The sequence below is a fragment of the Gordonia sp. McavH-238-E genome, from assembly GCF_022348225.1.
GTDB lineage: Bacteria > Actinomycetota > Actinomycetes > Mycobacteriales > Mycobacteriaceae > Gordonia > Gordonia terrae.
The window spans coordinates 337,513-350,294 of the sequence record NZ_JAKRFE010000001.1; the positions used below are offsets into that span (position 1 = coordinate 337,513).

Annotated in this window: 13 protein-coding genes; 3 read left to right on the top strand and 10 right to left on the bottom strand. The window is 68.0% G+C overall.

Features of this window, described 5'->3' with window-relative positions; translation table 11 throughout:
* Nucleotides 1–65: 65 nt before the first annotated feature.
* The 6 genes from MHN80_RS01445 to MHN80_RS01470 form a co-directional block, all read right to left on the bottom strand.
* On the bottom strand, nucleotides 66–791 hold the full coding sequence (locus MHN80_RS01445) for a 1-acyl-sn-glycerol-3-phosphate acyltransferase (protein WP_239398975.1): 726 nt from the start codon (nucleotides 789–791) through the stop codon (nucleotides 66–68).
* A gap of 82 nt (nucleotides 792–873) precedes the next feature.
* Nucleotides 874–1,917: an NAD(P)-dependent alcohol dehydrogenase gene (locus tag MHN80_RS01450; RefSeq protein WP_101822444.1), complete on the bottom strand. Its 1,044-nt coding sequence runs from the start codon at nucleotides 1,915–1,917 to the stop codon at nucleotides 874–876.
* Nucleotides 1,918–2,031: 114 nt separating this feature from the next.
* A complete protein-coding gene (locus MHN80_RS01455; protein ID WP_239398977.1) occupies nucleotides 2,032–2,403 on the bottom strand; it encodes a TraR/DksA C4-type zinc finger protein in 372 nt (123 codons plus the stop codon).
* Between the two features lie 22 nt (nucleotides 2,404–2,425).
* Nucleotides 2,426–3,931 carry a YdiU family protein gene (locus MHN80_RS01460; protein WP_239398978.1) on the bottom strand — a complete coding sequence of 502 codons (1,506 nt, stop codon included), beginning with the start codon at nucleotides 3,929–3,931 and terminating at the stop codon, nucleotides 2,426–2,428.
* 88 nt (nucleotides 3,932–4,019) lie between these two features.
* Nucleotides 4,020–4,223 (bottom strand): zinc-ribbon domain-containing protein, encoded by a 204-nt coding sequence (locus MHN80_RS01465; RefSeq protein WP_033205967.1) that lies wholly within the window; start codon nucleotides 4,221–4,223, stop codon nucleotides 4,020–4,022.
* A 54-nt stretch (nucleotides 4,224–4,277) separates the two neighbouring features.
* Nucleotides 4,278–4,742: a GNAT family N-acetyltransferase gene (locus tag MHN80_RS01470; protein ID WP_308219742.1), complete on the bottom strand. Its 465-nt coding sequence runs from the start codon at nucleotides 4,740–4,742 to the stop codon at nucleotides 4,278–4,280.
* 242 nt (nucleotides 4,743–4,984) lie between these two features.
* Between MHN80_RS01470 and MHN80_RS01475 the strand changes: the two genes are divergently transcribed.
* Nucleotides 4,985–5,758, top strand: coding sequence for a DUF1542 domain-containing protein (locus MHN80_RS01475; protein ID WP_239398982.1), 774 nt, complete (start codon nucleotides 4,985–4,987; stop codon nucleotides 5,756–5,758).
* 39 nt (nucleotides 5,759–5,797) lie between these two features.
* Here the strand turns inward: MHN80_RS01475 and MHN80_RS01480 are convergent, their stop codons facing one another.
* Complete coding sequence (locus MHN80_RS01480; RefSeq protein ID WP_239398983.1) at nucleotides 5,798–6,637, bottom strand: helix-turn-helix transcriptional regulator; 840 nt, start codon at nucleotides 6,635–6,637, stop codon at nucleotides 5,798–5,800.
* A gap of 122 nt (nucleotides 6,638–6,759) precedes the next feature.
* On the opposite strand from MHN80_RS01480, the gene MHN80_RS01485 reads away from it, so the two are divergent.
* The gene (locus MHN80_RS01485; RefSeq protein WP_239398985.1) at nucleotides 6,760–7,701 is read left to right on the top strand and encodes an SDR family oxidoreductase; all 942 of its coding nucleotides are present in this window, start codon (nucleotides 6,760–6,762) and stop codon (nucleotides 7,699–7,701) included.
* Between the two features lie 130 nt (nucleotides 7,702–7,831).
* Here the strand turns inward: MHN80_RS01485 and MHN80_RS01490 are convergent, their stop codons facing one another.
* A complete protein-coding gene (locus MHN80_RS01490; protein ID WP_239398987.1) occupies nucleotides 7,832–7,972 on the bottom strand; it encodes a hypothetical protein in 141 nt (46 codons plus the stop codon).
* Nucleotides 7,973–8,177: 205 nt separating this feature from the next.
* Between MHN80_RS01490 and MHN80_RS01495 the strand changes: the two genes are divergently transcribed.
* On the top strand, nucleotides 8,178–8,927 hold the full coding sequence (locus MHN80_RS01495) for a DUF6319 family protein (protein WP_239398988.1): 750 nt from the start codon (nucleotides 8,178–8,180) through the stop codon (nucleotides 8,925–8,927).
* 18 nt (nucleotides 8,928–8,945) lie between these two features.
* On the opposite strand, the gene rsgA is transcribed toward MHN80_RS01495, so the two are convergent.
* Nucleotides 8,946–10,031: a ribosome small subunit-dependent GTPase A gene (rsgA, locus tag MHN80_RS01500; protein ID WP_239398990.1), complete on the bottom strand. Its 1,086-nt coding sequence runs from the start codon at nucleotides 10,029–10,031 to the stop codon at nucleotides 8,946–8,948.
* Nucleotides 10,032–10,295: 264 nt separating this feature from the next.
* Nucleotides 10,296–12,779, bottom strand: a complete 2,484-nt coding sequence (locus tag MHN80_RS01505) for a LuxR family transcriptional regulator (RefSeq protein ID WP_239398992.1) — start codon at nucleotides 12,777–12,779, stop codon at nucleotides 10,296–10,298.
* Nucleotides 12,780–12,782: the final 3 nt, after the last annotated feature.

Consider the following 12,782-nt stretch of genomic DNA (forward strand, 5'->3'; position numbering starts at 1 on the left):
CTGCGCTTAACCCTGGGGCGCGCAAGCCAAACCCGATCGGCGTCGTCACCCGGGCGGACCCTGAGTCAACGGACCTGGCTGCACGCGTCGTCGACCACCCCTTGCAGATCTCGCTGGATCCATCGGGTGACCGCCGCAGGCGTGTCGTCCCGCCGCGCAGCGAGGTCTACCGGATCACCCAACGCGACGACGGGGCGCCCGCCTCCGTCCGGGTAGGCGATCCCCGCCGAGATCAACCACACCCCGACGTCGTCGCGCAGCGCCCGATGGGCGATGTGGCCGATTCCGGTGCCGAGTCGTTGCACCTGCGTGGGGTCGCCCTCGTTGCACGTGCCTTCCGGAAACACGGCGATGCTGTCACCGCGTGCCATCCGTTCGACGCACACGCCGATCATCTGACGACCCGCATCCGCGGCGGCGCGCACCCCGTGGTCTTTCCCGCGGAAGACCGGGATCCCCCCGAGGGTGTCGATCTTCCTGCGTTGCTCGGCATCGGCAAACAGCTCGTCCTTCGCGAGGACCCGCAGATTGCCGATCCGCCTCCGGAGCGGCGACCGGAATCCGGCCGCGGCGAGCACCAGCGGATCCCGTTCGGAGACGTGGTTGGCCGCGATCAGCAACGGTGCACCGCTGCGAACAACGCGCGTGAGACGGTCCCGGGAACGGAAGCGCACGACCGGTCGAATCCGGGCGGCGAGCACTCCGTACATCAGCCGCGCCCGGGTTCGATCCTGCTGATGCGTCAGGTAGTGCTCGTACACAGCCTGGGATTCGGACAGGTCGACCTTCACCTAAGTTACGGTACCGTAGGTTAGGTGGGCGCGGGACGGTTGGGGAATTCTCGCCGCCGGCTCGATGTGTGTCCTGCGGACGTCAGTCGGGAATCACGACCGCCCGTCCGCGCAGCTCGTTCGCAGCGAGCCGGCGATACGCTTCGAGCCCGTCGTCGAGGGAGAACTTCTCGACGGCGACCTCCAGGACGCCGTCGCGGGCGAGGTCGAGGACCTCGATGAGTTCGTCCCGGGCACCCCAGTACGGTGCGCGTACCGACACCTCGTACGGCTGCGAGAAGAACCCGACCTTGGCGGCCGCGACCCCGTCACCGATGCCGACGATCACGACATCGCCCATGGTGCCGACGACTCCCATCGCGGTGTCGATCGTCGGCTGCAGTCCGACGAAGTCGAATACGGCTGTGGCCCCGTCATTTCCGGTGATCTTCCGAACATTCGCGACGGCGTCGGCATCGCTGAGGACAGTCTCGTGGGCGCCCACTTCGCGCGCGAACGCGAGCTTGTCCTCGCTGACATCGAGGGCGATGATCCGCGCCGGGGTCAGGTGCCTCAGCAGCTGAATCCCGATGTGCCCGAGACCACCCGCGCCGATCACGACCGCGGTGGTGCCGCCGACGAGCTTCGGCAGCGACGGTTTGATCGCATGGTAAGGAGTGAGGCCGGCATCGGTGAGCGGTACTGCCGCAACCGGGTCGAGATCACCGAGCGGCACGAGATGCCGAGCATCGTCGACGATCATGTACTCGGCCATCGCGCCCTCGTTGCCGAGTCCGGGCGGGGCGATGCCGAGTTCGGCGGCGCGGGTGCAGTAGTTCTCGAGGCCACGCGAGCAGAAATGGCAGACGCCACAGCCCCACGGGCCGTAGACCGCGACCGCGGTTCCCTCGGTGAGTGATGTGACGCCGCTACCGATCTCGGCGACCACGCCTGCGCCCTCGTGCCCGAGCGTCATCGGCAGCGGATAGGGAAAGCCTTCGGCGGGCATGTTGAGCACGAAATCGTCGGAGTGGCACGCACCGGCGGCGGTCACCTTCAGCAGCACCTGCCCCGGTCCGGGTGTCGGCTTGTCGACCTCGCGGAGTTCGGGCGGATTTCCTGGCTTGACGATCTGGATGGCTTTCATGCCGGACACCTCTCGGTTCGAGTCGTTGCGTGCTCTACCGCCCTCCGGTCTACCCGCGTATGGCCACACGCGCATATGTCGGAGGCGAACCGGACACGAATTCCTGGTCCCTCCTCACCACCGTCTCGACGGACTCCGCGCCGCGCATCGCACGCACTGCCGGGCGGCCGGTAGCACTTCGAGTCGCTCCGCACCGATTGGCGCACCGCAGGTTTCGCACCGGCCGTACGAGCCGGAACCGACTCGATCCAGGGCGGCACCGATCTCGTCGAGCCGGACCCGTGAGCGTTCCAGCTGGGCGACCAGATGTCCGCGTTCGACCGCCAGAGTCGACCCCTCCGGGTCGTGCTCGTCGTCGGCCGCGGCGTCACTCGTCGCCTCGACGACAGCGGCCAGGCGGCTCGACAAGGACTCGATCAGTGCGGCGGTGCGTTCCCTCTCGGCGAGCAGTGCCTCGCGGGAGTCGACGTCCTCACCGGGGTTCACGAGTCCTCATCCGACGGTCTCGCTAGGTGCCGCAGAAGGTCTGGAAGGAATCGCTGAAGGCCTGCGGGGCCGGCGCCGCGTAGTGCGCCCACTGGATGCGACGTTCGAACGGATGCGTGACGGCCGCCAGCAGCCGACCGAAGGGTTCCAGATCTCCCTCGGTCGCGGCGCGCAGGGCTGCGTCGACCTGGTGATTGCGCGGGATGTACACGGGATTGACCCGATCCATCGTCGAGGCGACCGCCGCGGGTTCGCGGCCGGCTGCGGCCAGCGCGGCTCGCCACCGGTCGAGCCACGGACCGATGTACTCGCGCGGTAGGAGACTGGTGATCGGGACCTGATCCCCGCGGAGCTCATCCGCGAGCGCGCGGAAGGTACCCGTCCAGTCGGCGCGATGCTCGCGCATCAGGGTCAGGAGGTCGGCGATCAGGTCGGGGTCGGCGGACGCATCTTCCAGACCGATCTTCGACGCCATGCCGGTCGCGAAGTGGCGCTCGTACCGCGCCTCGTAGGAGTCCAGCGCCTCGGTCGCCGCAGTGATCGCCTCATCGGGCGTCTCGGCCATGAACCTGAGGAGGGTCTCGGCGAACCGGGCCAGATTCCACTTGAGGACGGCCGGCTGATTTCCGTAGGCGTACCGACCCGCGTGGTCGATCGAACTGAACACTGCCGACGGGTCGAACGCGTCGAGGAAGGCGCAGGGCCCGTAGTCGATGGTCTCACCCGAGATCGTGGTGTTGTCGGTGTTCATCACCCCGTGCACGAAGCCAACCAGCATCCACTGGGCCACCAGAGCGGCCTGACGTTCGAGGACGGCTTCGAAGAACTCGAGGTAGCGGTTGCGACCGGACTCCGAGTCCCGCGCGAGCTCCGGATAGTGACGATCGATCGCATAATCGGCGAGCTGCTGGGTCAGATCGGTGTTGCGCACCGCGTACTCGAAGGTTCCGACGCGGAGATGGCTCGCGGCTATCCGGGCGAGCACCGCGCCCGGCTCGGCACCGGTCCGCTGGATGTCACGGCCGGTCGCCACGACCGACAGCGAACGCGTCGTCGGAATCCCGAGCGCGTGCATGGCCTCGCTGACCAGATACTCACGCAACATCGGCCCGACGACTGCGAACCCGTCGCCGCCCCGGGAGAACGGCGTGCGCCCGGATCCCTTGAGTTGCAGATCGACTCGCCCGCCATCGCGGTCGATGAGCTCGCCGAGCAACAATGCCCGGCCATCGCCGAGAAGTGGGGAGTAGCCGCCGAACTGATGACCGGAGTAGGCGGTTGCGACGGGAACCGCGTCGGCCGGGGCGGCCGCACCCGACAGGAGCGCGACGCCGTCGTCGGTTCGGAGCGCCTCGACGTCGAGCTGCAGGTCGGCGGCGAGTGACCCGTTGACGACGAGCAGCCGCGGGGCGGGCGCGTCGGCCCCCTGCCACGGCACCGTCAGGGCCGTCAGCGCATCGACGAAGGTGCGTTCGAAGCCGGTGATCGCGGCACTGGTGCGTGCGGGGGAATCGGGGGAGGCGGACACCCTTCCGAGGGTAACCAGTTTCGCACTCGGCAAACCGGGTCCGCGTCCGGCATGAGACCGAGCCTCCCCGAGTCACCCCGGACGCCGCTCAGACAGCCACTGCCGCGCCGCAGATCCCGCAGGCCTCGAAGTTGCGCCGGTTCCACCGCGCGATCGGGATGAAGAAGACGGAGAACTGCGAGTACTCGCGCATCCGCGCCCACTGGGTGGTGTTGTGGCAGCGGGGACACGCGCGGGTCTGACCCGCCCCGAGATGCTTCTGCCTACGGCCATAACCGAACAAGAAGAACACGCCGCCATGGTAGAGATCCCGGCACGGCGGACCGCCCGGCAACGTGCGTCGCGGTCACCGGCGTCGGATCATGAGGTCGTTGTTCATAACGAAACCGCATCGCTCGTAAAGGCCCACTGACCGTTCGGTTGGTGAAAGGACCGTCTTGGCGTATCCGCGATCGTCGGCGGTCCCGGTGGCGTGCCGGATCAGGTCCCGTCCGATTCCGGACCCGCGGAACGCGGGGCGCACGTAGAGGTGGCCGAGATAGCCCCAACGGCCACCGGCGGCGCGGCGAGGACTGGGCATCCGGACGTGTTCGGTCAAGCACACCATTCCGACAGCGAGATCACCGGCACCGGCGGTCCAGACCGTTCGGCGATCGTCGTCGAGCCAGGCCGTGACCGCTGCGATGAACGCACCATCGGCCCGCCACGGCCCGACGCCGGGATCGGCCTCACGCGCCCATTCGCAGCGGAGCTCGGCCACGCGCGTCCCGCTGTGACTGCCCAGTACCCGGATTCCGCTGCCATCGGTCACCTCACAAGGGTGACCGATGGCTGCGTCGGCCGTGCAGCGCGGCATCGTTCGTGATGGTCACCCGCATTCGTCACCGGGTCGAACACGCAACGCGGATCCAGGTCCTCGACGAGAATGGTCAGCGCGTCGGCGCCGCTCGTCGACCGGGCAGCGGACCGATCGTCATCGGTACGCTCGGTGGTGTCCGAAATGTCGGTTGGTGACGACCGGCATGCCGCGGACACGCGAAACCGGAGGGAAGCATGGAAGCACTGATCTTGATCGCCGTCATCGTCGTGGTCGTCGTCGGGGTGGTGGTCTTTGCCCAGCAGCGTTCCGGCGCCAACGCGGCCCGCACCCTCGACGACGCGAAGGCCGATGCGCGACAAGCCATCGAACGACTCGGGGGACAGGTGTTCATGCTGGTCGGCGACGGACCGGCGTCGAAGCAGGCGCTGGCCGACGCGGGGGAGCGGTACACCGCGGCCGGCTCGCAGATCGAGCAGGCCAACTCCCCGACGCAGGCCCGACTGGCGAAGCAGACCGCCATCGAAGGTCTGTACTACATCCGGGCGGCCCGCGCCGCGATGAACCTCGACCCCGGACCGGCGATTCCCGAACTCGATGGACAGAAGAGCGCCGGCGCGGTCACCGAAGACCGCACCGTGGAGTTCGAAGGACGGCAGGTCGCAGCCTCGCCGAACCCGTCCGAGCAGACCCCGAACTACTACCCGGGCGGTCGTGTCGCAGGGCGACCGGTGCCGGCGGGCTGGTACTCGGAGCCGTGGTGGAAGCCGGCATTGGTCGCCGGCGCGTGGGGACTCGGTTCGATGTTCCTGTTCTCGGCGATGTTCTCCGGCATGGCAGGCGTGCCCTACGACGCGCAGGGATTCGAGAGCGGCGCCGGTGACGGCTCCGACACCGGCGCGCTCGACGGCGGGGACTCCGGGGACTTCGGCGGCGGCGATTCGGGAGACTTCGGCGGTGGCGGCGATTTCGGCGGTGGCGGCGATTTCGGCGGCGGGTTCGACTTCTGACCGTTCCCCGAACTCACCCCGTGCAGCCCACGGACTCGATCAGAGCGCCGACGGCGCTGCGACGACAGAAAGCAGTCGGAGTTTCTCCGAACTCGCGCTGCCCGGGGTCGCGGTGTAGACGAGCAGCGAGTGCGAACACCGCGGGTCGACCAGGATCTGGCAATTCAACTCCAAGAACCCGACTTCCGGATGCACGTACCTCTTGAGGTCTCGCGGGGCGATTCCCACCTCGTGCCGGGCCCAGATGTCGCGGAATTCCGGACTCTCCCCGCGAAGTCGTTCCGCCAGCGAGGCCGCGTGGGATTCCGGGCCACGGAGCGCCAGCACACCTCTCAGGCCCGAAACGTACATGCGCGAGTAGAACTCGTGGTCCTCGACAGGATGCAACCGGCGAGAACCGGAATCGGTGAACCACCGGTACCCGATACTTCGCGCGGGACCGTCGAAGCGCATGAGGTCGCCGACAAGGGCGACACCGAGTCTGTTCTGGCGCAACGTCTCACCGAGTTCGGTGACTATCTCGGCAGGAGTGTCGGTGAGACGGTCGAAGATGCGCATCATGCCCGGAGAGACGTGCTCACCCTCGGCTCCCCGCACCGGCGGCTGGTGGCCGGCGAGAAGGAACAGATGATCTCGCTCCTCGCGCGAGAGGTGCAGTCCTTGCGCGATGGCCGCGATCATCTGCGGCGACGGCTGCGGGCCGCGCTCGCGCTCCAACCGGGAGTAGTAGTCGGTGGACATGTGGCTCAACGCGGCGACCTCCTCGCGCCGGAGTCCGCCCGTGCGACGGCGTTGCCCGCGCGGCAGCCCCACGTCCTCTGGCTGCAGGGCGCCACGCCGCACCCGGAGGAAGTCGGCGAGGCCGGCACGATCGATCATGCGGGTCATTCTTCCGTGGACGGGTGGCGCGCAGCCACGGATCGACAGGTCGTGGTTAAAGGTGCGACACCACGCGACACTCGGAACACGTGGGAACGAACCCGACCCGACGAGGAGCTCCGATGTCACGAAGCAGCAGGTATGACCTGACCATCCCAGATCTCACCGGTCGACGAACGGTGGTGACCGGCGCGAGCGACGGTGTCGGGTGGGAGATCGCGGCAGCTCTGGCCGGCGCCGGCGCGGAAGTGGTCATGCCGGTGCGCAATCCCGGCAAAGGTGCGGCGGCTGCCGAGCGTATCCGGGAACGTCATCCCGCGGCCACGCTCGCTGTCGAAGAAGTCGACCTGGCTGTCTTGTCTTCCGTGGAGGCATTGGGCGCGCGGCTCCGGACCGACGGCACACCGATCAGCATCCTCGTCAACAACGCCGGCGTCATGACCCCGCCGGAGCGCATGACCACTGCCGACGGATTCGAGCTCCAGTTCGGCACCAATCACCTTGGGCATTTCGCTCTCACCATCGCCGTCCTCCCACTGCTCCGGGCAGGGAAGGCGCGGGTCACCTCGCAGACCAGCATCGCGGCGAGACGCGGCGCAGTGCGGTGGAACGACCTCAACTGGGAGCGCGACTACGACGGGATGAGCGCATACCGCCAGTCGAAGATCGCTTGCGCCCTGTTCGGGCTCGAGCTGGGACGCCGAAGTCGCGCGGCCGGCTGGGAGGTGACGAGTACGATCTCGCACCCTGGCGTCGCTCCGACGAATCTCCTTGCGGCGCGACCGGAGGTCGGCAGGACGGTGCCGACCGGTGGCCGCCGGGTGATCGAGTGGTTGTCGAGACATGGTGTCGGTGTGGGCACCGTCGAGACGGCGTCTCTCCCCGCACTGATGGCTGCCACGACGCCGGGTGCGGTCGACGGCGCGTTCTATGGGCCTCAGTGGCCTGGCAATGCGGGCGGACCGCCCGGCGCGCAGACACCGTGGAGACCGTTCCGCGACCGCGAAGCGGCAGAACGTCTCTGGGATGTGTCCGAGCAGCTGACCGGGGTGCGAGCGGGCTGACCGTCAGACATCGGCTGCCGAGCCGGCCGATTCAGTGGTGTGTGCCACCTGCGGACCGAAGTCGACGCAGGTGACACACCGGCAAGGAGCACTTGTGGTGCTTTCCACTCGAAGTCTGGCGGCGCATGGGTCAGGGGAAGAGTGTGAGGAATGTGGCGGCCGAGGTCACGCACAGCAGCGCGGCGATCGTCATCCCGGCGTACGCGTGGTCGGCGATCGGCACCTCACGCGCGGCGGTCGACGTGTGTGCCGGGGTGTTCGCCTGAGTCACTGGTTTTCCCTCCGAAGGCCCGTTACCGTCGCTCAGAACATTAGGGCCGCGAACGGTCTCGATCGTCCCGCCATTCACCATCGAGGCCAGTCCGATGCTTTAGGTCACGAAAAAGTAACGGTCGGTTTCTCAAGGGTTTGAACCGCGTCGAAGCGCCTCACCCCCATTCCGGGCTCTGCCGCGCTGCGGATGACGGTTCGCACGCATGTGCGACAATGGCGCCGTGAGTTCACAGACAAAGGCCGGACTGACTCCCGGCGACCTCGAGTCGCTGTCCGCTGCACTCGCTTCCGGAAAGCGGGTCACCGTGTACCTGCGAGACGCGATGCCGTCGTTGAATCTGGAGGCCGGCGCCTCGGCACGGGTCGTGTCGATCGATGGTTCGACAGTGACAGTGAGCCCGAGGGGCGTCGACGATCAGTTGCCGTTCGAGGCCGACGAGTTGCGGCGGAATCGAACGGCGCCGGCGCCCGCGTCGTCCGCCGGCGGACGAACCTCGAAACGCCAGCCCGCGCAGGACGTTCCCGTCCCGGTCGCCAAGCCCGCCACCACCGAATCGAGTCCGCGCCAGACACCCAAGAGGGCGCAACCCGTCGCCGACACTCAGTCCAGAGCCGGGGAGCCGGCGCCCTCGCCCGCCACGAGCAAACCGCCGCGAAAGACGAAGGCGCCGACCGCTCCGACGACCGTGACCATCACCGCGGCCGGAGAGAGCACCTGGACGGTGGCAGTGTCACACGGCACCAGGAAGCAAGGGAGACCCACCGAGGTGACCGCCGACCGAGTGGCCAGGGCCATGCGCGAACTGGGCGACGAGACCGCGATCACCGCGGTCGACACCGTCATCGAGTCGGCACGCTCGGCCGCTCAGCGTCGCATCGAGGAACTCAGTCAGGAGCTCGAAGCCGCGCGGGCCGCCCTGGCGCACCTGGACGGTCCCGTCGGCGACGACTGACCAGTGGGCTGAGTCCGCTCAGCCCTGTCGGTCCCGAAACCGATACATCGCGCGTATGTCCCGCGTGATGGCCTTGTCCCGCTTGCTTCGCTTGCTCGCCTGGCGGGCATCGCCCCGGGCCGCCGACCATTCGCTTTCGCGAAGCAGTTTGCGGTAGCGCTCCAATCGACCCTCATCAATCCGACCGTCTCGAATCGCTTCCTGCACCGCACATCTGGGCTCGCTACGGTGCTCACAGTCGCGGAATGCGCAGTCGTGTGCCAGCTCCTCGATCTCGGCGAAGGTCTGACCGGCCGCGTCCGCAACATCCTGGACCCCGATCCCGCGCAGACCAGGAGTGTCGATGAGAGCCTTGCCTCCGGGAAGAATCAACAGCTCACGGTGCGCCGTGGTGTGTCGTCCCTTGCCGTCGACGGAACGGATCTCGTTGGCCGCCATGTGATCACGTCCCAGCAGCGCGTTGGCCAGGCTCGACTTGCCGGCACCAGACGAGCCCAGCAGAACGGCGGTGCCGGTCATGGTGGCCGCGAGCGCGTCGACACCGACACCGCTGACCGTGCTCGTCACCACCATCTCGGCGCCCGGGGCCACCGCGGTGACCGCGCCTTCGCCGGCGACGATGTCGTCGACCAGGTCCGACTTGGTCAACGCGATCACCGGTCGCGTGCCGGCGTCGTAGGCCAGCGTCAGCAGGCGTTCGATCCGGCCGAGGTTCACCCGGTTCGCCACCGACACCGCGATGATCACGGTGTCGACGTTGGCAGCGAGCACCTGCCGTTCGGACGTCCGATCCGAACTCGCCCGCGTGATCGCCGTCCGGCGCGGCAACACGTCCACGATGTGGGCCGGCTCGTCGTCGCGGCGCAGCACGACCCAGTCGCCGGTGCAGACCGTCCGCTCGCGGTCGGTGCCGAGTCCGGAGCCGCGGACCGCGCGAACCGGACCCGTTGCGGTCAGGGTGTCGCACCCGCCGCGATCCACCCGCGCGACGCGCGCGGGCACGTCGCCGTCACGGGCGTGATCGGCGAACAGAGTCGAAAAATAGTCGTCCCAGCCGAGCGTGGTCAGCTCGATACGGCAGGACGAATGATCTGGAGAATTCACTGTTGAGACCTTCGGATGTGCCCGCCGCCCCGGAAGCGCAGCCGATCCGCGACTCAGTCGCATGCACGGGAACAGCTTTCGAGGGTCAGAGACGGGCTGGAGGAATGGGGATGGTTCGGATGCTGTGGGCGACAGCGATCTCGACGGCAACCATCGACTCACCTCCAGGTCTCGCGCTGTCCATCATCGAACAGCGCGGCTCACGCTAGCACCGGCCGAAAGGGCCCGCCACTTCTTTTTCCGACGAGGCACGCGCACCCGGCACTATCTCAGCCCCAACTCGACGCCCTGCGCCAGGATCTCACGACGCGAGGTCATCCCCAGCTTGGACAGCACCGCCGAGACGTGGTGGTCCGCGGTCTTCGACGAGATGTACAGGCGCCCGGCGATCTCGGTGTTCGACAACCCCTCGGCCACCAGACGTGCGACTTCCAATTGCCGGTTCGTCAGGCCGCCGGGATTCACCCGCGTCGCCGGCCTGGGTCGCTGGGGGACAGAGGCGCAACCCCGTTCGCGCAGCATCGCGCGTGCTCGATCCGCGGTACCCACGGCGCTGAGTCCGTCGAGCATCGTCACACCGCGTCCGGGATCGTCAGAGTCCAACCAACACAGCGCAGATGAGAACGGATCACCCGCGTCCGACCACCATCGCGCGGCGTCGGCGTGCCGGCCGTCGAGCGACAGCCGATACGGTTCCGCGATCCGGCCGGTCTGCGTCGGCAGACCCAACCGGGACCGCCAGACGGCGAGACTTCCCGACCCCCACTCGGTTCCGTCGTCGTCGAGGGTGTCCGACGCGGCGACCCGCGCATCCTCGGCGCCGGTCATCCAGCTGATCTCCGCGAGCGCGGTCAGAACCGCGAGTCGCCGTAGGGGTTCGTCGATCTGGCTGGCCAGCGTCCACGCGTTCTCGATCTCGGCGGCATCGAACGGGGCACCACGGCGAAGTGGCACCAACACCGTGACCAGGAGCGGCCACAGCGTGGCGATCGGCATCCCGTCGGCCTCGATGACCGCACCGGCGTCCTCGAGGGCACCGTTCCAGTGGCCACGCGTCAACTGCAGCCGACTCCGGACCGCCGTCTGCCAGTGGCGACAGATCTGGATGTCCCGTTCGACCGTGAACGGGAGTCCGACGTCGAGAATCCGGTCGGCAGCACGGTATCTGCCCTGTTCGACGTCGAGGCTGGCCACTTGTGAATAGACGGTCGACGCCAGTTCGTCGAAGCCGCGTGCGCGCGCGGTCTCCATGTGCGCGAGAAGTTTGCGGCGCGAATCCTCCTCACCACCGGACAGCGCGGCCGATTCCGAGACGACCCGAGTCCACAGCTGGAGTTCCTCATCGGGAGCCGAGGCGGTGTCGGCCAGTAGGGATGCGGTACCCGTCACGTCGCCGCGCATGAACGCCAGGAACGCGCGCTGGATCTGGGCCTGGCTGTACACCGTTGTGGCGCCCGTGCCATACGCGATCTCCGCCGCACGGGTCAGGTGCGACTCGGCACGCTGCCGGTTGGCGCTGTAGTACTCGTAGACCCCGACGGCCACATGCGCTGTCGCCAAACCGGCGTCGTCGCCGAGCTCGGCCCACAACGGGAACGTCTCGTCGACGCTGGCTATCGCATCGCGCAGTCGGCTGACCATGTACTGCTCGTTGGCCAGTGCAAGCAGCAACTCCGCACGCTCGCGCGCAGAAGCGTTGCGCTGATGCTGCTTCGCGATCTCGTAGTAGGCGACGGCCTCCGTGTGTGCGCCACCGCGGATGGCGTCCTCGGCCGCCGCGAACGCATGACGGATGGCTCGGCCGGAGTCTCGGGCCGCGACGGCGTGATGGGTCAGCACCGACGGGTGCACGGTGTCCAACTGTTCCAGCGCGTCCAGGAGCTGCGCGTGCAGATGTGCGACCCCACCCGGTGGGATCGTGGATTCGATTGCCCGCCGGGCCAACTCATGTCGAAAGACGATGCCATCGGGTCGCCACTCCAGCAGCCCGGTGTCGGCGAGCCGCTGGAGTGTGGGGTAGTCGATGCGCAAGGCGGGCAACGCGCTGTCGGCGACGCGTTCCGGCGAAGCAGCTATCAGCTGGAGCGCCTCGAAATCTGTCGCACTGACCTTCGTCGTCCGTGCCAGCACCGCGTCACGCACCGACGACGGGATCGGCAGATCGGGTTCACGAGAGACCTCGGTCGCGAAATAGGGGTTGCCGCCGGTCGCGGCATGCACACGCGCGGGATCGAGACCTGTGCCCTCGACCAGCTCTGCGATCGCCGCGACGCTGAGCGGCGGCAGTTCGATCCGACAGATGTCTTCGGCCAGAAGTGCACGCGCCGCCGCCTGCGGTTCGAGATCTCGATGAGTCAGCAGCAAGAGCAGCGGCACCGACTCGATCCGGCGACACAGGAACCGCAGCACATCGGTCGAGGCGGCGTCGACCCAGTGCAGATCTTCCACCACCAGCAGCGTCGGCTCGGCGCCGAGATGGGCGAAGGCGGCCTCGCAGACGTCGGCCAGCATCATCGGCTCGCGGCCGATCCCGAGATCCTTCACCGGTCCCAGTGGTCGCGGGGTGTCGAGCGGATCGCAGGCCACCCGCAGGACGCGCACATCTGCAGCGGTCGCACAGATCTGCGCGACCAGCGTCGTCTTGCCCGCGCCGCTCTCGCCCGTGATCGAGAACGCCGAGCCGGTCGGGAACCGGGCAAATGCCGCGCTGATCTGCGACAACTGCTCGGTTCTCTCCAACAGACGCACCGT